This is a genomic window from Rugamonas brunnea (genome assembly GCF_014042345.1).
In the GTDB taxonomy this organism is placed as follows: domain Bacteria; phylum Pseudomonadota; class Gammaproteobacteria; order Burkholderiales; family Burkholderiaceae_D; genus Rugamonas; species Rugamonas brunnea.
Genome location: NZ_JACEZT010000009.1, coordinates 192,090 through 212,465, shown reverse-complemented (window position 1 = coordinate 212,465; position 20,376 = coordinate 192,090). Strand labels below are relative to the sequence as shown.

At 65.6% G+C, this 20,376-nt stretch carries 21 protein-coding genes; 8 read left to right on the top strand and 13 right to left on the bottom strand.

All coding sequences use genetic code 11. The features are described from left to right. Positions 1 to 121: 121 nt before the first annotated feature. The 4 genes from H3H37_RS15345 to H3H37_RS15330 form a co-directional block, all read right to left on the bottom strand. A complete protein-coding gene (locus H3H37_RS15345) occupies positions 122 to 1,030 on the bottom strand; it encodes a PaaX family transcriptional regulator (RefSeq protein WP_182163970.1) in 909 nt (302 codons plus the stop codon). A 26-nt stretch (positions 1,031 to 1,056) separates the two neighbouring features. Then, the gene (locus H3H37_RS15340; protein ID WP_229218860.1) at positions 1,057 to 2,316 is read right to left on the bottom strand and encodes a permease; all 1,260 of its coding nucleotides are present in this window, start codon (positions 2,314 to 2,316) and stop codon (positions 1,057 to 1,059) included. Positions 2,317 to 2,401: 85 nt separating this feature from the next. Further along, positions 2,402 to 2,653 carry a DUF2249 domain-containing protein gene (locus H3H37_RS15335; protein WP_182163968.1) on the bottom strand — a complete coding sequence of 84 codons (252 nt, stop codon included), beginning with the start codon at positions 2,651 to 2,653 and terminating at the stop codon, positions 2,402 to 2,404. Beyond that, positions 2,650 to 3,114, bottom strand: a complete 465-nt coding sequence (locus H3H37_RS15330) for a hemerythrin domain-containing protein (protein ID WP_182163966.1) — start codon at positions 3,112 to 3,114, stop codon at positions 2,650 to 2,652. Before H3H37_RS15330 ends, H3H37_RS15335 begins: the two co-directional genes overlap by 4 nt. Before the next feature lie 128 nt (positions 3,115 to 3,242). Here H3H37_RS15330 and H3H37_RS15325 point away from each other — a divergent pair, with 128 nt between their 5' ends. The 6 genes from H3H37_RS15325 (at position 3,243) to ipdC (ending at position 9,011) form a co-directional block, all read left to right on the top strand. After that, positions 3,243 to 4,406, top strand: coding sequence for an NAD(P)H-dependent flavin oxidoreductase (locus H3H37_RS15325; RefSeq protein ID WP_182163964.1), 1,164 nt, complete (start codon positions 3,243 to 3,245; stop codon positions 4,404 to 4,406). 76 nt (positions 4,407 to 4,482) lie between these two features. Further along, on the top strand, positions 4,483 to 5,526 hold the full coding sequence (gene ubiU / locus H3H37_RS15320; RefSeq protein WP_182163962.1) for a ubiquinone anaerobic biosynthesis protein UbiU: 1,044 nt from the start codon (positions 4,483 to 4,485) through the stop codon (positions 5,524 to 5,526). Positions 5,527 to 5,543: 17 nt separating this feature from the next. Continuing rightward, on the top strand, positions 5,544 to 6,446 hold the full coding sequence (ubiV, locus tag H3H37_RS15315; protein WP_182163960.1) for a ubiquinone anaerobic biosynthesis protein UbiV: 903 nt from the start codon (positions 5,544 to 5,546) through the stop codon (positions 6,444 to 6,446). Further along, complete coding sequence (gene ubiT / locus H3H37_RS15310) at positions 6,443 to 6,943, top strand: ubiquinone anaerobic biosynthesis accessory factor UbiT (protein ID WP_229218859.1); 501 nt, start codon at positions 6,443 to 6,445, stop codon at positions 6,941 to 6,943. Before ubiV ends, ubiT begins: the two co-directional genes overlap by 4 nt. A gap of 26 nt (positions 6,944 to 6,969) precedes the next feature. Continuing rightward, complete coding sequence (locus H3H37_RS15305; protein ID WP_182163958.1) at positions 6,970 to 7,389, top strand: putative zinc-binding protein; 420 nt, start codon at positions 6,970 to 6,972, stop codon at positions 7,387 to 7,389. Beyond that, complete coding sequence (ipdC, locus tag H3H37_RS15300; RefSeq protein WP_182163956.1) at positions 7,386 to 9,011, top strand: indolepyruvate/phenylpyruvate decarboxylase; 1,626 nt, start codon at positions 7,386 to 7,388, stop codon at positions 9,009 to 9,011. Before H3H37_RS15305 ends, ipdC begins: the two co-directional genes overlap by 4 nt. A gap of 114 nt (positions 9,012 to 9,125) precedes the next feature. Here ipdC and H3H37_RS15295 read toward each other — a convergent pair whose 3' ends face one another. The 9 genes from H3H37_RS15295 to H3H37_RS15255 all read right to left on the bottom strand — a co-directional run bounded on the left by H3H37_RS15295 (position 9,126) and on the right by H3H37_RS15255 (position 18,277). Then, positions 9,126 to 9,833 carry an anaerobic ribonucleoside-triphosphate reductase activating protein gene (locus tag H3H37_RS15295; RefSeq protein ID WP_182163954.1) on the bottom strand — a complete coding sequence of 236 codons (708 nt, stop codon included), beginning with the start codon at positions 9,831 to 9,833 and terminating at the stop codon, positions 9,126 to 9,128. Between the two features lie 2 nt (positions 9,834 to 9,835). Continuing rightward, positions 9,836 to 10,021, bottom strand: coding sequence for an anaerobic ribonucleoside-triphosphate reductase (nrdD, locus tag H3H37_RS26340; RefSeq protein ID WP_511262178.1), 186 nt, complete (start codon positions 10,019 to 10,021; stop codon positions 9,836 to 9,838). Positions 10,022 to 10,057: 36 nt separating this feature from the next. Next, the gene (locus H3H37_RS15285) at positions 10,058 to 12,061 is read right to left on the bottom strand and encodes a ribonucleoside triphosphate reductase (RefSeq protein WP_182163952.1); all 2,004 of its coding nucleotides are present in this window, start codon (positions 12,059 to 12,061) and stop codon (positions 10,058 to 10,060) included. A gap of 148 nt (positions 12,062 to 12,209) precedes the next feature. Next, complete coding sequence (locus H3H37_RS15280) at positions 12,210 to 12,836, bottom strand: SCO family protein (protein ID WP_182163950.1); 627 nt, start codon at positions 12,834 to 12,836, stop codon at positions 12,210 to 12,212. 29 nt (positions 12,837 to 12,865) lie between these two features. Beyond that, positions 12,866 to 13,648 carry a formylglycine-generating enzyme family protein gene (locus H3H37_RS15275; protein ID WP_182163948.1) on the bottom strand — a complete coding sequence of 261 codons (783 nt, stop codon included), beginning with the start codon at positions 13,646 to 13,648 and terminating at the stop codon, positions 12,866 to 12,868. 2 nt (positions 13,649 to 13,650) lie between these two features. Next, entirely contained in the window at positions 13,651 to 15,138 is a 1,488-nt protein-coding gene (gene nirK / locus H3H37_RS15270) for a copper-containing nitrite reductase (RefSeq protein ID WP_229218858.1), read from the bottom strand. A 110-nt stretch (positions 15,139 to 15,248) separates the two neighbouring features. Continuing rightward, positions 15,249 to 15,626, bottom strand: a complete 378-nt coding sequence (locus H3H37_RS15265) for a SirB2 family protein (RefSeq protein WP_182163946.1) — start codon at positions 15,624 to 15,626, stop codon at positions 15,249 to 15,251. Between the two features lie 9 nt (positions 15,627 to 15,635). Then, positions 15,636 to 15,899, bottom strand: coding sequence for a DUF2249 domain-containing protein (locus H3H37_RS15260; RefSeq protein ID WP_182163944.1), 264 nt, complete (start codon positions 15,897 to 15,899; stop codon positions 15,636 to 15,638). A 98-nt stretch (positions 15,900 to 15,997) separates the two neighbouring features. Next, positions 15,998 to 18,277, bottom strand: a complete 2,280-nt coding sequence (locus H3H37_RS15255; RefSeq protein WP_182163942.1) for a nitric-oxide reductase large subunit — start codon at positions 18,275 to 18,277, stop codon at positions 15,998 to 16,000. A 221-nt stretch (positions 18,278 to 18,498) separates the two neighbouring features. Here H3H37_RS15255 and H3H37_RS15250 point away from each other — a divergent pair, with 221 nt between their 5' ends. Then, positions 18,499 to 18,993, top strand: coding sequence for an RrF2 family transcriptional regulator (locus H3H37_RS15250; protein ID WP_182163940.1), 495 nt, complete (start codon positions 18,499 to 18,501; stop codon positions 18,991 to 18,993). Between the two features lie 105 nt (positions 18,994 to 19,098). Next, positions 19,099 to 20,355 carry an MFS transporter gene (locus tag H3H37_RS15245; protein WP_311197512.1) on the top strand — a complete coding sequence of 419 codons (1,257 nt, stop codon included), beginning with the start codon at positions 19,099 to 19,101 and terminating at the stop codon, positions 20,353 to 20,355. Positions 20,356 to 20,376: the final 21 nt, after the last annotated feature.

Sequence of the window (20,376 nt, the reverse complement as noted above, 5' to 3'; positions counted from 1 at the left end):
GTGTGCCACGGCTGTCGGGAAACGAACAAATGGACCGGGGTCAGGTCATGCAATCAGGCAGCTTGCCCGACTTCATGACCTGACCCCGTCTTAGGTCTTGCGGCTTGGGTGGCAGCGGATGTCAGGCCGCCTGGGCGCACAGTTCGGGCATCGGCCTGGCCAGCATGGCCGGTATCACCACCGGGGCGCTGTGCACGTGGCGCTGCGCGCCCACCTGGGTGTGGCGGCGCAGGTCGCGGTACAGGTCATAGGCACTGCGGGCGGGCCAGTCTTCGGGCAGGAATTCCAGCGGCAGCATGGGGTCGTTGTGGCGGCACTGGTGCCAGGCCAGGCCGACCAGCACCCGGATCACGAACGCTTGCTCCGGCGACGGCGTATGGCCGCTGCGCAGCGCCTCGCGCAATGGGGCGCACTGCTGCAGAAAGCGCTCGTAATCGGTGCGCGCGGCGCTCAAATCCCACGCTTCGCGCCCGAATTCTGCCGGCGGGCGGCCACCGGTCACCTGCCGGCCGCTGACCTTGAAGATCTCCATGTGGGCGTCTTCGCCCAGTTCCGCCAGATCGTCCTGGCCGCGCGTTTCGTGGTCCGTGGGGCGGGCCAGCACGTTGGGCGCCAGCGCGCAGTAGCCGTGATTGGCCAGGGCCTTGCGCAAGGTGGCGTAGGTGGCGGCGCCGATGCGGCCGCCGGCGTTGATCAGCAGCGTCCAGTCGCCGTCCCAGTGGCGCTCCGGTGCGGCGTTCAGGCGGCGCCAGGCGGCGCGCAGGCCGTCGACGGCCGATGGCGCGACTTCGTAGCTGGCGCGGCGGCCATGGCGGCGCGATTGCAGGCAGCCTTGCTCCGTCAGGCGGAACACACTGGTGCGCGTGGCTCGCTCGTCCAGCCCGAACGGCGCCATCAGCCGTATCAGCTCGTGCAGCCAGACCGGCTCGTCGCCGGCCAGGTCGGGGTCGCTGAAGATCAGCTTGAGCAGCGCCGTCGAGCGGGGCGCCATCTGCCGGGTGTTAACGCGGATCCAGTGTTCTAAGGTCATGATGTTCTCGTTCGGGGACAGGATGTTCAGGCCGGCGCCAAATGCTTGCCGGTTTGTGCTTGGCGTTGCAGGCGGCGGTACATGCGCATCACCTGCAGCAGGTTAAACCACAAGAACAGGCACGAGGCGCACATGGCCGCGCCGGCTGGCCGCGCCAGTTGCTGCGGCCAGTAGCAGGCGGCCAGCAACAGCAGCAGCGCCACCAGGTGCAGCGCGAACTGCAAGCGCGCGTGCCGTTCCGGGATGATCTTGTTGACGTTGGGCGCGCCGCGGCCGATCGCTTCCTGCAGGTGATACCACGTCAGAAAAGGCACGATCTTGTACAGCATGCCGTTGATGGTGGTGAGCGCGAAGCCGGCGATGAACAGCACGCCCAGCGCCAGCGGGTGGCTGGCGTCGCCGGCGGCCACGGGCAGCAGCCACAGGACCAGCGCGGCCAGCAGGCTGGCCATGGCGGTGCGCCAGAACAGCGTGGTGGGGTCGGCCTTGGGGCGCTTGCGCCGCGCCAGCAGCGCCAGCGTGATCGCCGCGAACAGGCCGTAGCCGGCCACCACCGCCGATTGGGTGACCGCATGGAACCATAGATCTTCCGGCCGTTGCAGGCTGGCGCCGATCGAGCAGACCAGCAGCAACAGGAACAGGATGGTGGTGAAGTTGCGCGTCAGCCAATGCGGATAGGGTTCCGTCACCTGGAACATGGGCACCACCTGGAAGGCCACGCCCACCACCAGCAAGCCTACCCAGCCGAACAGGCCCCACATGGCGTGGACGTCGGTCAGCACGGGCAGCGGCAGCGACAGCAATTCGGGCCAGGCCAGTGCGCCGGCCAGCAGGCCGCCCAGCATGATGGTGATGGCCAGCGCCGCCAGCGACAGGCGGATGGCGGCCACGGTGGCGGTGGCGCCGCTGGCATGCTGCTGCCACAGGCCGATGGTGCAGGCCACCAGCAACAGGCAGAGGGCCGTCAGCAGGGCGGCCAGCGCCAGTTGGAACAGGGCCGGCGCTTCCAGCCAGAATGCGCTGGCCAGCAGCAGCGTGCCCGCGCACAGCGCGATGTGGACGATGACGGCCACGGGCCGCGCGTGGGGCAAGCCCACGCCTGCCACCACGGGCAGCATTTGCAGGAGCGCACCCACCATGGTCATGCTGAGGCAACCGAGTGTGAGCAGGTGGGTGAGTGCCAGCGTGGCCGGGGTCCAGCGCGAGGCCAGCGCGGCGTCGCCCTGCCACAGCAGCAGTGCGGCGGCCAGCGCCGCGAACAGCGGCGCGCTCAGGAAATAGCGCATGGGTAGCGCCAACGGCGGATTTTGATCGAACGACAGGGCGCGTTGCATGGTGTCGGTGGTGCGCAGTAGCGGAGAGTCAGTCGGTTCAGCCGGCCTGCTGCGGATCCCAGATCAGCAGTTCGAAACGGTAGTCGGGACGGGTCGAGATGCTGTGGGCGTAACCGTTACGCTCCAGTACCCGGTACAGCGGGTGCGGTTCGCGGTCGATCAGCACGCGCAGGCGCTGGCGGCCCTCCAGCCGGTCCAGTGCTTCCAGTATCAGGACCATCGGTTCGGGCGGTTCGAGGCCGCCCACGTCCAGGTCCTGGTCGATCCATTCCACGTCGGCGTTGCTCATGGTAGTGCTCCTTGTTCGGCGGCGGCCTCGAAGGCGCGCATCTGTTCCAGCAGCTGGGGCAGTTGGCCGTCCAGGAATCGGTCGGCCATCGGGTAGAGGATGCCTTCCTCTTTGAGGTTGTGTTGGCGCATCAGCATGCGCAGCGTGTCGGCATGGTTGAAGAACTCCTCGCCGTCCTGGGCCACGATGGCGTCGGCCATGCCCTGCACCAGGTCGCGCATGTGGGCGTGCTCGCCGCGCATCACGGCGGTGGGGCCGCCGCTGTGGCCCATGGCCTGCTCCAGTGCGGGGAACATCAGTTGCTCCTCCATGCCCAGATGGTGCTCCAGCATGCCCCGGAAGGTCGCGAAATCGCCGGCGGCCAGTTCCCATTGCTTGCCTACGACGCGCGCCTCGGCCAGGGCGTACTGGTCGTCACATTGCTGGTGGTCGCGTCCTAAAAAAGTGCCGATGCTGCTCATGTTTGTTCCTTGGCGAAGTATTGGATTGCATTGTCACATTCTGGCAAGCCGTAAATCTTTGATACACATCAAGGATTCCAACGATGCATGAGCGTTACAGTTCGGGCTTGCAATCAGGAAGGCCTTTTATGCTGTTGACTGTTTTGAACAAGTTCCAACTTCGGGACAAGCTGCTGCTCCCCATTGTCCAGGGGGGCATGGGGGTCGGTGTGTCCGCGCACCGCCTGGCCGGCAGCGTCGCGCGCGAGGGCGCGATGGGCACCATCGCCAGTGTGGACCTGCGCCGCCACCACCCGGATTTGATGGAGCGCACGGGCCGCAGCAAGGACCAGGGCCTGATCGAAGCGGCCAACCTGACGGCGCTGGACCGCGAAATCGGCAAGGCCCGTGAGCTTGCCGGCGGCAAGGGCATGATCGCCGTGAACGTGATGCGGGCTGTCAGCCAGTACGCCGATCTGATACGCCAGTCCTGCGCCAGCGGCGCGGATGCGTTGGTGGTTGGCGCGGGCTTGCCGCTGGACCTGCCGGAACTGACGTCCGAGCACCCGAACGTGGCCCTGATCCCGGTGCTGTCGGACGCGCGCGGCATCGCGCTGCTGATCAAGAAATGGATGCGCCGTAACCGGCTGCCGGACGCCATCGTCATCGAAAATCCCCGCTTCGCGGCCGGCCACCTGGGCGCGCCCAGCACGGAAGCCGTGAAGGACCCGCGTTTTGGCTTCGCCACCGTGCTTGAAGGCGCGCATGCGCTGCTGCGCGAACTGGGCCTGGAACGCGAGCGCATTCCCCTGATCGCCGCCGGCGGCGTCCACTCGCATGAACAGGTCAAGGACTTGATCGGCATGGGTGCCAGCGCCGTGCAACTGGGCACGCCGTTCGCCGTCAGCACCGAGGGCGACGCGCACCAGACGTTCAAGGACGTGCTGCTGGAGGCGGGCGAGCAGGATACCGTCACCTTCATGAGCGCTGCCGGGCTGCCCGCGCGCGCCGTGCGCACGCCCTGGCTGATGCGCTATCTCGACAAGGAAACCAAGCTGCAGTCGAAAGCGCGCCCCAAGCCCTGCACGGTGGGCATCGAATGCCTGCAGCAGTGCGGCTGGCGCGACGGCGACGCCAGGGCCGGCCAGTTCTGCATCGACACCCAGCTGGCCTTCGCGCTGGAGGGCGACCGCAAGCGCGGCCTGTTCTTCCGGGGCAGCGAAGCCTTGCCGTTCGGCGCCGCCATGCGGCCCGTGCGCGAACTGATCGACTACATGCTGAACGGTACGCAGCCGCCGCCGCTGGCCGCGTGAACGCTACCCGCATCGTCACTTTTTCCGCCGGCCGCCGCGGGTGCGGCCGGTTCACCCTAGCCTTGATCTCGCACACATGAGTAATTTATCCGTATCTTCCAGTCCGGCGGACAGCCTCGCCGGCATAGAACTGGTTTGCCCGGCCGGTAGCCTGCCCGCGCTCAAGGCCGCCATCGACAACGGCGCCGATTGCGTCTACCTGGGCTTCCGCGACGCCACCAACGCCCGCAATTTCGCCGGCCTCAATTTCGATGACGTGGCCATCGCCCAGGGCATCGAGTACGCGCACAGCCGCGGGCGCAAGGTGCTGCTGGCCCTGAACACCTATCCGCAGCCATCGACCAGCGGCTTGTGGCGCACCGCCATCGACCGCGCGGCCGGCGCCGGCGTGGACGCCGTGATCCTGGCCGATCCGGGCCTGATGCAGTACGCGGCCGAGAACTTCCCCGACCTACGCCTGCACCTGTCCGTGCAGGGCTCGGCCACCAACTACGAGGCGATCAACTTCTACCAAAAGCACTTCAACGTGCAGCGCGCGGTGCTGCCGCGCGTGCTGTCGCTGGCCCAGGTGGAATCGGTGGCCGCCAATACGAGCGTCGAAATCGAAGTCTTCGGTTTCGGCAGCCTGTGCGTGATGGTGGAAGGCCGCTGCGCGCTGTCGTCCTACGCCACCGGCGAATCGCCCAACACCCACGGCGTATGCTCGCCGGCCAAGGCCGTGCGCTGGCAGCAAGGCCCGAAAGGCCTGGAATCGCGCCTGAACGGGGTGCTGATCGACCGCTACGACGAGGAGGAGAACGCCAGCTACCCCACGCTGTGCAAGGGCCGCTTCAACGTGGAAGGCGAAACCTACTACGCCGTCGAGGAACCAACCAGCCTGAATACGCTGGAACTGCTGCCGCAGCTGATCAACATGGGCGTGCGCGCGGTGAAGATTGAAGGCCGCCAGCGCAGCCCCGCCTACGTGGCCCAGGTCACGCGTGTGTGGCGCGACGCCATCGACCAGGCCAAAAACAACGCGGCCCGCTATTCCGTCAAGCCGGACTGGATGACGGAACTGAACCGCGTCGCGGAAGGCCAGCAGCACACGCTGGGTGCGTACCACCGGTCGTGGAAATAATCTTTTAGGGAGCAAGCATGTTGAAACTCGCCCTGGGCCCCATTTTGTACTACTGGCCCCGCGACACCGTAATCAAGTTCTACGAGCAGATCGCCACCTCGCCGGTCGATATCGTCTACCTCGGCGAAGCCGTCTGCTCGCGCCGCCATGAACTGCGCCTGGCCGACTGGCTGGAGATCGCCGAGAAGCTGCAGGCGGCCGGCAAGGAAGTGGTGCTGTCCACCCTGGCCCTGCTCGAATCGGGCTCGGATGTGACGACGCTGCGCCGTCTGACCGGCAATGGCCGCTTCGCCGTGGAGGCGAACGACATGGGCGCCGTGCACCTGGTGGCCGGCGGCATCCCGTTCGTGGCTGGCCCGCACGTCAACGTCTACAACCCGCCCACGCTGCAGTTGATGGGCCAACTGGGCGCGCGCCGCTGGGTCATGCCGCTGGAAATGGGCCGCGAAGGCCTGGAGCAGATGCAGGCGGGCCGTCCGGGTGGTATGGAAACGGAAATCTTCGCCTACGGCCGCATGCCGCTGGCGTTCTCGGCGCGCTGCTTCACGGCGCGCAACCGCAACCTGCCCAAGGATGATTGCCGCTTCAGCTGCCTGGACTATCCGGACGGCCTGCTGATGCAAACCCGCGAGGACGCGCCTTTCCTCGTCCTGAACGGCACCCAGACCCAGTCCGCGCTGGTCTACAACCTGATCCAGGAACTGGACCAGATGGCCAAGCTGGGCGTGGATGTGGTGCGTATCAGCCCGCAATCGCAGCACACGCAACGCGTGATCGAAAGCTTCGACGCCGTGCGCCGTGGCGACATGTCCGGCGCGGCGGCCAACGCCATGCTGGCCGACTGGATGCCGGCCGAAGCGTGCAACGGCTACTGGTACGGCAAACCGGGTCTTGAACAACAAGCAGGGAGGGCAGCATGATGCAGACCGCAAATCCATCCATCAAACGCACCGGCCAGACGTTGCCGGCGCCCGTGGCAGCCTTCTTCGGCCGGCTGCCGCCGTTCCCCGGCTCGCTGCTGTTTGTCACGGGCCTCAATCTGACGCTGCGCCAGCACCTGCCAGCCGACGTGCGCGCCAGCCTGCAAGGGCGCAGCCTGCGCATCACCGTGCGTGACGCTTCCGTGTCGTTCGACTTCGAATGGCAGGGCGAGCGCTTCGCCGCACGCCGCCGCGCGCCGCAGGTGGATCTGGAGATCGCCGCCAGCGCGCGCGACTTCCTGGCCCTGGCGCGCCGCGAGGAAGACCCGGATACGCTGTTCTTCTGCCGCCGTCTGTCGATGGAAGGCGACACGGAACTGGGCCTGCTGGTCAAGAACACGCTCGACGCGATCGAGGCGCCCATGCTGGATCTGGCGCGCCAGGCGCTGCAACGCTGGCTGCAAGGCTTGAGACCCGGCGTCGCCAAGCGCGGCTGATGCATCACTGAACGGAGGAACCCGCGATGGCTGGAAAACACAAGGATCTGCCGCTGGTCTACTCGTGTTCCGGCTGTTCCAGCGCCGCGCAGACCGCCAACCAGGTGGCCCTGCAACTGGACCGGCGCGGCGTGGCGGAAATGTCATGCATCGCCGGCGTGGGCGGCGACGTGCCGTCGCTGGTCAAGCTGGCCAAGTCCGGCCGCACCATCGTCGCCATCGACGGCTGCGCGCTGGCGTGCACCCGCAATTGCCTGGAACGGCACGCCGTCGTGCCCACCCACCATGTGCTGCTGCAGCACATGGGTATCAAGAAACGGTTCCATGCCGATTTCGATCCCGCGCAGGCCGACCAGGCCGTCGCGGAGGTCGAGGCCTTGCTGGAGGGCGCCCGATCGGCCCCTCCAGCGCCCCCATCAAATCTACCCGAGGAGACCACACCATGAACCTGTCTTTATCCCTGCTGCATGCGCTCAAGGCGCACGGCGCGCGCGAACTATTCGGCCTGCCCGGCGACTTCGTGCTGCCGTTCTTCCAGCAGCTCGAACAATCGCAAGTGCTGCCGCTGTACACGCTGAGCCACGAACCGGGCGTCGGCTTCGCGGCCGACGCGGCGGCCCGCTTCCAGGGCGGTGGCCTGGGCGTGGCCGTGGTCACCTATGGCGCCGGTGCGCTCAACATGGTCAACGCCGTCGCCTCGTCCTACGCGGAGAAGGTGCCGATGGTGGTGATCTCCGGCGCGCCGGCCGCGCATGAGCGCCGCAACGGCTTCCTGCTGCACCACCAGACCCGCACGCTGGACTCCCAGCTGGCGATCTTCCGCGAGATCACCTGCGACCAGGTGGTGCTGAACAACGCGGAGACGGCGCCGGCGGACATCGCCCGCGTGCTGCGCAACTGCCAGATGCAGTCGCGGCCCGTCTACATCGAACTGCCGCGCGACATGGTGGCCGTGCCATGCGAGCCCGTGCCGCGCCTGCCCGCGCCCGCGCACGACATGGAAGCGCTGCACGCCTGCGTACAGGAACTGCTGGCGCGGCTGGCGCGCGCGCGTAATCCGGTGCTGCTGGTCGGTATTGAAATTCGCCGATTCGGCGTCGAAGACAAGGTGGCGCGGCTGGCCAAGCTGCTGCGCGTGCCGGTGGCTACCACCATCATGGGCCGCGGCCTGCTGGCCGACACGGACGCGCCGCTGCTGGGCACCTACCTCGGCGTGGCCGGCGATCCGGCCATCACGCAGGCGGTGGAGGAATCGGACGCGCTGCTGATGCTGGGCGTGCTGGTCTCCGACACCAATTTCGGCGTCTCCGAACGCAAGATCGATATGCGGCGCGGTATCCTGGCGCTGGACGGCCAGGTGTCGATGGGCTACCATGTCTATCCCGACATTTCGCTGGAAGCGCTGCTGGACGGCCTGCTGGAGAGCGCGCAATCGCTGGCGCCGCAAGCGCCCGAGCACAAGACGGCCCGCTATCCGCATGAACTGAAGGCCGACGGCGAGCGTATCGAACCGATGGACATCGCCCGCGCCGTGAACGACCTGATGGCCCGCCATGGCCGCATGCCCATCGTCTCGGACATCGGCGACTGCTTCTTCACGGCGCTCGACATCGAAAACACGGCGTTGCTGGCGCCCGGCTACTACGCCACCATGGGCTACGGGGTGCCGGCCGGCCTGGGTTTGCAGGCATCGAGCGGCGAACGCCCCATCATCCTCGTCGGCGACGGCGCGTTCCAGATGACGGGCTGGGAACTGGGCAACTGCCAGCGTTATGGCTGGGACCCCATCGTCATCGTGTTCAACAACTGCGGCTGGGAGATGCTGCGCACATTCCAGCCCACGGCCTGCTACAACGACCTCAGTGACTGGCACTTCGCGGACGCCGCGCCGGCCCTGGGCGGCGACGGCTACCGCGCCGAAACGCGCGAACAATTGCAGCAAGCATTGCAGCAAGCCCTGGCCACGCGCGGCAAATTCCAGCTGATCGAAGCGATGCTGCCGCGCGGCGCGCTGTCAGCCACGCTGGCGCGCTTCGTGGACGGCGTGCGCCGCCTGCAAAGCCAGTAAGCAGCAAAATCGAAAACCGGGGTCAGGTCATGCCATATCGCAACTTGTGCGTAAGTTGCGATATGGTATGACCTGACCCCGGTTTATCTTTTTGCGCCAACTTGGCGGACCAACTCAGTGGCTGCGCCGCATGGTGAAGTGGGGGAACATGTCCGACACGGCGCTGACGATGGCCGGGCCGGGATAGCCTGCCACCGCACCGGCGTTCAGTGCGCCATCACCGCAGCCTTGCGACCGGAATTCCTGTAGAACGTAGTTCTTCACCCCCATGTCCGCCAAGGTGGACGCCAGCGCGATGATGCCGTCCGGCTTGAGCAGGGTGGGATGGACGGTGGTGCGGCATTCGTAGGGGATGCCGCTGTCGAGGATCGCGCGCGCGCACGCTTCCGCATCCACGCCGCTGCCCGGCGCGCCCGTCACGGCCGCATACCGGTCGAACGGGGCTTTGACGTCGAATCCCACCCAGTCCAGCTTGGGCAGCAGCTCGCGCAACCGGTCCGGGTAGATGCAGGCCGTGTGCAGGCCTACCTTGAATCCCAGTGCGCGCACTTCGTCCACGGCCGCCGGCAGGGCCGGGTCGGTCGTGGGCTCGCCGCCGCTGAAGACGACGCCGTCGATCAGGCCGGCCCGCTTTTGCAGCACCTTCAGCACGCTGGACCAGGCCAGCGGACTGCGCTTGGGACGCGATTGCAGATGCGGGTTGTGGCAGTAACCGCAACGCCACGCGCATCCCTGCACGAAGACCACGGCGGCCAGGTGGCCGGGGTAGTCGGTGGCGGTGAACGGCGTGAAGCCGCCCACCTTGAGCTGGCCGGCGTCCATGATCAGCAGGCCGCAGTGCTTTGCGGCTCCTGGAAGTATTTGCGCTCGTAGAATTCACCCTTCTTGCCGGTGTTGAAGGACGAGACGGGACGGTGGTAGCCCATCACGCGGGTCCAGATTTCGCACGGTTGGCGGTCGGCGTCGTTCAGCACCACGGTGCGTGGCATGACTTGTACGGGTTGGCTCATATTTTGGCTCATATCGTTCATGGTGGTTCCTTTCGTTTAAATGGTCGCAACGTCGCGTTGCTGGCGTGCGATCAGGTCTGCATCGCATTTCGGACAGAACTTGTGGCTGCCGCTCAGATAGCCGTGTTTCGGGCAGATCGAGAACGTCGGCGTGATCGTGATGTACGGCAGGCCGAAGCGGCCCAGCGCGCGGCGCACCAGCGTGCGGCAGGCGGCGGGACTGGACAGCGCTTCCGTCATGTACAGGTGCAGCACGGTGCCGCCCGTGTATTTGCGTTGCAGCGCGTCCTGCTGTTCCAGCGCCTCGAACGGATCGTCCGTGTAACCGACCGGCAGTTGCGAGGAGTTGGTGTAGTAGGGCATATCCTTGGTGCCCGCTTGCAGGATATCGGCATAGCGCTTGCGGTCTTCCTTGGCGAAGCGGTAGGTCGTGCCTTCGGCCGGCGTGGCCTCCAGGTTGTACATATGGCCGGTCTCGTCCTGGAACTCCAGCATGCGGGCGCGCACGTGGTCCAGCAGGCGCAGCGCGAAGTCACGGCCCATCGGCGTGGTGATGTCGTCGGCGTCGTCGCTGAAGTTGCGGATCATCTCGTTGATGCCGTTCACACCCAGCGTCGAGAAGTGGTTGCGCAGCGTGCCCAGGTAGCGTTTGGTGTACGGGAACAGGCCGTTGTCCATGTGGCGCTGGATTACCTTGCGCTTGATCTCCAGGCTTTGCTTGCCCAGCACGAGCAGGCGGTCCAGCGCGGCCAGCAGGCCCGCTTCGTCGCCCCGGTGCAGATAGCCGAGGCGCGCGCAGTTGACCGTGACCACGCCCAGCGACCCGGTCTGCTCGGCCGAGCCGAACAGGCCGTTGCCGCGCTTGAGCAGCTCGCGCAGGTCCAGCTGCAAACGGCAGCACATGGAGCGGATCATGTTCGGTTTCAGTTCCGAGTTGATGAAGTTCTGGAAGTAGGGCAGGCCGTAGCGCGCCGTCATCTCGAACAGCAGTTCCGCGTTCGGGCTCTCCCAGGCGAAATCCTCGGTGATGTTGTAGGTCGGGATCGGGAAGGTGAACGCGCGGCCCTTGGCGTCGCCCGTCATCATGATCTCGATGTAGGCGCGGTTGATCATGTCCATCTCGGTCTGCAGGTCGCCATAGGTGAACGGCATTTCCTGGCCGGCGATCACGGGCACCTGTTCACGCAGGTCTTCCGGGCAGACCCAGTCGAAGGTGAGGTTGGTGAACGGGGTCTGGGTGCCCCAGCGCGACGGCACGTTGAGGTTGTAGATCAGCTCCTGCACGTACTGTTTTACTTCGTCGTAGCTCAGGCTGTCCTTTCGGATGTAGGGCGCCATGTAGGTGTCGAAGGAGCTGAACGCCTGCGCGCCGGCCCACTCGTTCTGCAGCGTGCCGAGGAAGTTGACGATCTGGCCGATGGCGCTCGACATGTGCTTGGGCGGGCTCGATTCCACCTTGCCCGGCACGCCGTTCAAGCCTTCGTTGAGCAGGGTGCGCAGCGACCAGCCGGCGCAGTAGCCGGCCAGCATGTCGAGGTCGTGGATGTGGATGTCGGCGTCGCGGTGGGCCTGGCCCACTTCGGGCGGATACACGTGGTTGAGCCAGTAGTTGGCGATCACCTTGCCCGACACGTTGAGGATCAGGCCACCGAGCGAATAGCCCTGGTTGGCGTTGGCGTTCACGCGCCAGTCCTGCTGATTCAGATATTCGTTGATCGACGATTCCACGTCCACCAGCGATTTGCGGTCCTGGCGCAGGCTGCGGTGCTGCTCGCGGTAGACCACGTAGGCACGCAGCGTTTTGCGGTGGCCGGCGTCGTACAGCACGGATTCCACCGTGTCCTGCACGCGCTCCACGGTCAGTTGCGCCAGGTCCGTCATGTCGCTCAGGCGCAGCACGGTCACCTGGGCCAGGCGGTTGGCGCCGTCGGCGTCGAATTCGCCGGTGGCCTGGCCGGCGCTTTGCAGGGCGGCGACGATCTTGGCGGCGTCGAAATGCTGTCGCGAACCGTCGCGCTTGATGATGTTAGTTTGTTGCATGGCTTCGCCCACAATCCCTCCGGATACTATCTGTAGTTTGGAACTACAGATTAATCACTAGATATGGTGTGGTCAATCTATCCCGGCACATCTTTGTTTATTCTTGATTCAGGTTAAAAAAATCAGAAGTCCCGTCGCCGGCACGCGGTCAGCCGGCCTTCAGCGCGGCCGCGATCTGCTTGACGAATTCCGGCTCGGGATTGGTATCGAGCTTGCTGCTGGCGCCCAGCACGTTGCCGCCGCCGTCGATCAGCACGATGCGCGTGGTGTGGTTGATCTCACCACTGCCCATTACGCGGAACTTGATGTTGAGGGCGGCCGCCAGCATGCGGGTCTGCGCTTCATCCTTGGCCACGGCCAGCTTGAACTGGCTGGTGTCGAGGTGGTGCACGCCGGCCAGTTGCGCCAGCGAGGCGGGGGAATCATGGAAGGGGTCGAGGCTGACCATCAGCACCTTGACCTTGCGGCCCTGCGGCCCCAGCGCGGCCACCGTGCGCTTGAGCGTTTCGATCACCACCGGGCAGGCCGTGTTGCAGTCGCCGTAGAACATGGTGACGATGGCCACCTGGCCGGCCATGTCGCGCAGGCTGCTGCGCTGGCCCTGGCTGTCGGTGAGGGCGGTGTCGAGCTGGTACAGCGAGGTGCCGGTGAAGGCCGGGCGCGCGGTTGCGGCCGGGGTGGATTGGGCGGCCAGCGGCGCCGTGGCGGGCAGGGCGCAGGCGGCCAGCAGCGCGCCGGCAAGCGCGCCGCGTACGAGGGTTGAACGAATTGTCATGATGAAGTCCTAGAGTTCAGGGGGCGGCGTCAGGGCGTGGCGTCGCGGGCGCAACGGAAGCCCAGATTGGCGCCATCCTGCTGGCTTTCCATGGCCGACAGCAGGGCCAGGCGCATCAGCACCGCGTAGTTGCGGCGGTCGGCCAGCGAGACGGCGGCGCCGCCGCAGTAGTCGAGTGATTTCTGTTCACCGCGCGCGCGGCTGTCGGCGTTCACGAACAGGCCGCTGTAATCGTCCACCCATTCCCAGATCAGGCCGTGCATGTCGTACAGGCCGTAGTAGTTGGGCGCGTTGGCGGCCACGGAGTGGGGCGGATGGGTGCCGGGCGAGGCGTACCAGTCGAGGATGCGGGCCAGCCAGGCCGGGTCGTCGCGGGCATCGGGCCGGCGCTCGTCGGCGGCGGCCGCGAATTCCCATTCATACCAGCGCGGCAGGCGGGCCTGCTCGCTGGCGCAAAAAGCGGAGGCCGCGTACCAGCTCACGCGGGTCACGGGCGCGTCCGGCGCCAGCGGCGCCGGATCGTCCGCGCTGCCCCACGTTTGCAGATACGTGGGGGAAGCGAATAAGGCCGGCGCCTGGCCGCGTTCCCATTCCGGATGCTTGTGCAGGAATGCGCGGAACTCGCCGTTGGTGACGGGGCGGGTGCGCATCTGGAACGGGGCCACGGTGGCGTCGGACGCCACGCCATCGGCCGGCAGCACGCTGCGCAGCTGGCCGCCGGGCAGCGGGCGGTATTCGCCGCCGCTGGCGCCGGCCGCGCACAGCAGCGCTGCCAGGCAGGCTGCCGCAAGATGGCGTGGCGTGGTGGCCATGATTACTTGGCCTTGCGCATATCGCGCACTTGCGCCGGGGTGATCACCGGCTTGCCCTTGTTGAGCTCCACGTTGACGTAGTTGATCACGGCTGCCACGTCTTCGTCGTTCAGGTCCTGGGCCGGCATCACACCGTTGTAGTGATCGCCGTTGACCACCAGCTCGCCGCTACGGCCGTTGATGACGATGTGCGCCATCTCATACGGACGTTGCTGGAAGAAGTCCGAGTTGGCCAGTGGCGGGAACACGCCGGCCACACCCTTGCCGTCGGCCTGGTGGCAGGCCGCGCAGGTGCTCTCGAACACTTGCTTGCCGCGTACCTGCTGGGCCGTGTGGGCGGCGCCGGTGACGACAGGGGCGGCTGGCGCGGCCGGTGCGGCCTTGGCGACCACGCCTGGCAGCGGCGTCTTGATGCCCTTGCTGTAGATGTCCGGGCGCTCAGGGCCCGAGATCGACAGCAGGCCGATGGCGCCCTTGTTGAACGCGCGCGACAGCGAGTGGTCGACCAGCGTCAGGTTGCCCGGCACGCGCGGCACGAATTCGACGATGGTGGAGCCGCCGGCCGGCACCATGGTGGTCTGCACGTTTTCCTGGTAGTGCTTGCCGCCTTCGGTGTACACCTTGTCGAAGATGGTGCCGATGATGTGGAAGCTGGAGGTGACGTTGGGGCCGCCCACGCCGAAGTACATGCGCACTTTCTCGTTGGCGTTGGCCTTCAGCGCGTTGGCGCCGGTCAGCGCGCCGTCGGCGCCGTTGAACAGCACGTAGGTGGGCTTCTCGTCGATGGTCTTCTGCATGTCGAACGGTTGCAGGCCCGGTGCGCGGTAGGCGCCGGTGGTGTAGAACTCGCCCTGCATCACGTAGAACTCTTTATCGACCGGCGGCAAGCCTTCCTTCGGCTCGACCAGGATCATGCCGTACATGCCGTTGCCGATGTGCATATCGACCGGCGCCGTGGCGCAGTGGTACACGTACAGGCCCGGATTGAGGGTCTTGAAGGTGAACGTGGCTTCGTTGCCCGGTGCGATCAGGGTCTGCGCGGCGCCGCCGCCCGGGCCGGTCACGGCGTGCAGGTCGATATTGTGGGGCAGCTTGTTGCCGGGCAGGTTCTTCAGGTGCAGTTCCACCGTGTCGCCTTCGCGCACACGGATCATTTTGCCCGGCACGGTGCCGCCGAAGGTCCAGAAGGTGTAGCGCGTGCCGGGAGCGATCTCGCGCTCGACTTCTTCCACCGTCAGGTTGACGACCACGCGTGCGGCCGTGGTGCGCGTGATGCGCGGGGGCAGCGCGGGCGGCGCCACCAGTTCCTGCACTACAACGGGCAGGGCGGCTTCGGCAGCCGGAGCCGCAGGCGCGGCAGCGTTGACGGGAACCATGCTGAGAGCGGCGGTGACGCTGGCCAGCCAGGTCGCGGCAAGTTTGTATTTTTTCTGCATCTTCTTCACCTTGTTGGTTGATGGCGCCATCCCTGATGTGGATGACAGTTCCATGCTACGGTCCGGGTGGAAGACTTTCCTTGATGTAAGTTACCGATTTACGGTGGGTGCAGGACAATCCTTGATCCAGGTTGTCGATTTGCGAAGCGTGCGCGGGGCGCCGTTCAGAACGGCCACACCTGCTTGGTGAAGGCCACGCTGCCGATGTAGAGGAAGGTGGTGACGGCGGCCGCGAATGCGGTGGCGCGCACGGCGCGGGTCTTGCCGCGCTTGAGGGCGATGGTGCCGAGGACGATGTAGAGCAGCAGGGCCAGCACCTTGGCGGTGAGCCAGCCTTGCACGAACGGATATTGGTGGGACAGGACTACCATGGTCATGGCGCTGGCCAGCAGCGCCGTGTCGATCACGTGGGGCGCGGTGCGCACCCAGCGCTGCTGCAGGCGGGCCGGGTTGGACCACATCCAGTAGCCGCGCAGCAGGAACAGGCTGCCGCTCATGGCGGCGCAGCCCATATGGAAATGCTTGATGGCGTAGTAGTCCATGGCCGGCGGTCAGGCCGCGACCAGGAAGTCGATGATGACCTGGCCCGGCTGGCGCGACACGTACGCCACTTTCACGCGATCACCGAAGAACTGGCCGATCTGGTTCAGCAGCGGCAGGGGATCGTGGTCGTTACAAAAGCGCATGACTTCTCCGGGGTTCAGGGAATCCAACGCGCCGAAGATGGCGGCGTGGCGGAATCGTTTGGCAACGCCGCGCGCGTCGAAGGGATAGATGCCATCGGGGCCGGTCGGTTGCGAGCAATCGTGGGACATGTTAACACTCCAGGTCACTAAATCAAAGTTGGGGGAGGCGGCTTGCGCCTCCCCGGAGGATGGGCCGCGGCTGCGGCCCGGGTAGGGACTACTTCAGATCAGGCGCGGTCGGCGCCCGTCACCACGCCTTGCGATGCGGTGGCTTTGCTGCCGCCGGTCATCAGGCGCCATGCGAACAGGGCCAGGAACAGCGTGCCCACGGCGAACACGATGTCGCCAGGGACGCGCAGCCAGACCAGGGTTTCCATCACTTTCGAGTGGATCACTTCAGGCGAGCGGGCGAACCACATGCCTTCGGTGACGCTGGCCCAGGCCTGGTAGATACCGGCCGGCACCAGCGAGATGAACACCATCATGGCCAGGCCGATGTTGAGCAGCCAGAACATGGGCTTGAGCAGGCTGTCGGCCCAGGCGGCACGGGCCACCAGGCCACGCAGGCAGAACAGCATCAGGCCGATACCGAGCATGCCGTACACACCGAACAGGGCGGCGTGGCCGTGAGCGGCCGTCATGTTCAGGCCTTGCATGTAGTAGAGGGCGATTGGGGTGTTGATCGAGAAGCCCAGCAGGCCGGCGCCCACCGTGTTCCAGAAGCCCACGGCGATGAAGCACAGGATGGACCACTTGTAGCTCTGGACCCATGGTGCGGCCTTCGAGCGCTGGTAGTTACGGTACGCTTCGATACCGATCATCGACAGCGGCACCACTTCCAGGGCCGAGAACATGGCGCCGATGGCGATCACGAAGGTCGGCGTGCCGGTGAAGTACAGGTGGTGCAGGGTGCCCAGGATGCCGCCGAACAGGAACACGATGGTTTCCAGCACGATGGCGCTGTTGGCGGTGGCGGCGCGGATCAGGCCCAGGCGGGTGAACAGCAGCGCGATGACAGCGGTAGCGAACACTTCGAAGAAGCCTTCCACCCACAGGTGGACCAGCCACCAGCGCCAGTATTCGATCATCGAGTAGTGGGTGCTGCGACCCCAGGTCAGCGAGGTGGCGTAGAAGCCGCCGATGCACAGGGCCGACAGGAACACCATGGCGATCAGGCCGCGGCTTTCCGATGGTTTTTTCAGCGCAGGCCACAGACCACGGCCCAGCAGGGTGACCCAGAACAGCAGGCCGACGAACAGCAGGATCTGCCACACACGGCCCATGCTGGTGAATTCCAGGCCCTGGTTACCGAGCCAGAACGAGAAGGCGCTGCCCTTGTGGGCGACCGAGCCGATCCAGCCCATGGCGGTCGAACCGACGACGATGAACAGCAGCGCGTAGAACAGCAGGTTCACGCCCAGTTTCTGGAACTTCGGTTCGTGGCCCGAGATGGCGGGGGCGATGTACAGGCCGGTGGCCAGCCAGGCGGTGGCGATCCACAGCACGGCGAACTGGGTGTGGATGGTGCGGCTGACGGTGAACGGCAAGATGTGGGCCAGCGGGAAGCCGAAGAAGCTGTGGCCTTCGACGGCGTAGTGGGCCGTGATGGCGCCCATGCCGACCTGGGCCAGGATCAGGCCGATGACGACGAAGAAGTACTTCTTGGTGGCCAGCATGGAAGGCGTGGCCTTCAGGCTGAACAGCGGATCGTTCTTCGGTGGGACGGGATCTTCCTCTTCCTTGGCGGCCGAGTGGTACATGATCATGGCGGCGATGGCGCCGATCATCAGGATGATGGAAGCGACCGACCAGATGCCGGCGGTGGCCGTTGGGCGGTTGTTGATCAGCGGTTCGCTGGGCCAGTTGCTGGTGTAGCTCAGCAGCGTGGCGCCCGGACGGTCGGTGCCGGCAGCCCACGAGGACCAGAAGATAAACGCAGGCAGCGCTTGCAGGTCGTCATGGTCGGGCAGCGAGTTGGCGTTCATTGCGTATTGCACGCGCAGCGCTTCCAGCTTCGGATCGGTACCGAACAGGCCCATGTAGTGGTCGGCGACCACGCGCACGGCGGCGGCACGGTCGGCCGACAGCGTGATGGTGTCGGTGGCCTTGTCGTAGGTGTTGTGGCGCATTTCCTCCTGCAGGCGTGCGTTCAGCGCGCCCTGGGTGGCCTTGTTCAGCTGGTCGAACGGCACCTTGTATTCACGCTGGGCCCAGATGTCGCGCAGGGCCAGGGATTCGCGGTGCAGCCAGTCGGCCGACCAGTCCGGCGCCACGTAGCTGCCGTGGCCCCAGACGGTGCCCAGCTGCTGGCCGCCAGCGGACAGCCATGCTTCCTGGCCGCGCTGGACCTGCTCGCCCGAGTAGAGCTGCTGGCCATCGGTGGTGACGATGTGTTTAGGGATAGGCGGGGCTGTCAGGTAAATCTCCGCGCCTACCCACCCCAGAACGGTGAAGGATAGAACGCAGATGACGGCCAGCCAGGTCCAGAGTTTGCGCGTAGCGTGCATGGCTAAGTTCCTCATGGTTGGTGTTTGAAATCAGGGCGAGTCATTCAATTGGCACTCGTCTGATACGCATCATAGGCCGGTGTTTTAAAGAAGCATAACAAATGTATGTTTTTCTTGATCCAAGTTATGAACAAATATTTTGGATGCATCAATAATCCAACAACGCCTTCTCGCGAGGTGTTTACGCGTATTGATTTGCAAGACAGACAACGGGGGGAGCCATGAGGCTGACCGCATATACCGACTACACGCTGCGCACGCTGATTCATTTAGCGGGCCAGCCCGGCCGGCTGGTGACGATCCAGGATATCGCCAGCCAGCACGGCATTTCCAAGAACCACTTGATGAAGGTGGTCTATCAATTGGGCCTGACGGGCCTGGTGCAGACCGTGCGCGGCCGCAATGGCGGCCTGCGGCTGGCCAAGGCGCCCGAGGACATCAGCGTGGGCGCCGTGGTGCGCCACACGGAGAACGACTTCTATATGGCGGCCTGCTTCGACGCGGCGCGCGAAGTGTGCCCCTACGCCAGTTGCTGCGGCCTGAAAGGCTTGCTGGGCCAGGCCACGGCGGCCTACCTGGGGGTGCTGGACCGGGCCACGCTGGCCGACCTGGTGGCCATGCCGGGCGGGGGCGGCGGCCTGGGGCTGGGGCAGGGTGGCGGCGTGCCCATGCAATTGTTGCAACGACTGGATGTCACAACTAGTTCTTTTGGCTGATGGAGCTAGCCTGATTGCCGTGCGGATTTAGCCCTACGGGTAATAGTGTCTCTGAGGACGGACGCGTAACCTGACGTCATCCCATAGTGTGTCAGGAGAAGCAAAGTGGAAAATAAGAGAAAGGCGATACAAGTGCTGGTCAGCAGTACGACGGCTTTCACCATCTGTTTCGCAATTTGGATGATGTTCGCCGTGCTGGGTATCCCCATCAAGAAGTCGCTGGGTCTGAACGAAACCGAATTTGGCCTGTTGGCCGCCATGCCCGTGCTGAGTGGCTCGCTGGTGCGCGTCCCGCTGGGCATCTGGTGCGACCGCTTCGGCGGCCGTATCGTGTTCTTTGTGCTGATGCTGGCCACCGTAATTCCGATCTACCTGATCGGCCGCGCCACCGCTTACTGGCAGTTCCTCGCCCTGGGCCTGTTCGTCGGCCTGGCCGGCGGTTCGTTCTCGGTCGGCACGCCGTATGTGGCGCGCTGGTTCCCGAAAGAGCGCCGCGGCCTGGCGATGGGTATCTTCGGCGCCGGTAACTCCGGCTCGGCCCTGACCAAGTTCGTCGCGCCGGCCATCATCACGGCCTTTGGCTGGCAGATGCTGCCCACCGTGTACGCGGCCACCATGCTGGTGACGGCGCTCGCGTTTTGGGCCTTCACCTACAGCGACCCGTCGCACCTGGTGTCGGGCAGCGTCACGTTCGGCCAGCAGCTCAAGGTGCTGAAGGACCGCCGCGTATGGCGCTATTGCCAGTACTACTCCGTCGTGTTCGGCGGCTATGTGGGCCTGGCCCTGTGGATGACCAAATACTATGTGGCCGAATACGGCTTCGACCTGAAGCTGGCCGCCTTGCTGGCCGCCTGCTTCTCCTTGCCCGGCGGCGTGCTGCGCGCCTTGGGTGGCTGGATCTCGGACCGCTACGGCGCCCACAAGGTGACCTGGGCCGTGATGTGGGTGTGCTGGGTGTGCTTCTTCCTGCTGTCGTATCCGCCAACGGCCATGGTGGTCAAGACCGTCAACGGCGACATGACGCTGAACCTGTCCGTCTCGCCCTGGATGTTCACGGGCCTGCTGTTCATCGTCGGCACGGCCATGGCGGTGGGTAAGGCATCCGTCTTCAAATTCATCGCCGACGACTTCAGCGACAACATCGGTGCCGTGTCCGGCGTGGTGGGCCTGGCCGGCGGCCTGGGTGGCTTCATCCTGCCCATCATGTTCGGCGCGCTGGTCGACCTGACGGGGGTGCGTTCGAGCGCCTTCATGCTGCTGTACGGCACCGTCTGCGTCTCGCTGGTGTGGATGCACTTCTCGTTCCGCCCCTCCGCCACGGCGCCGGCGGTGGGGAGTACCCGCCAGGCTGCGGCTGCATGAGCCGGCCGATGAAACGATCCG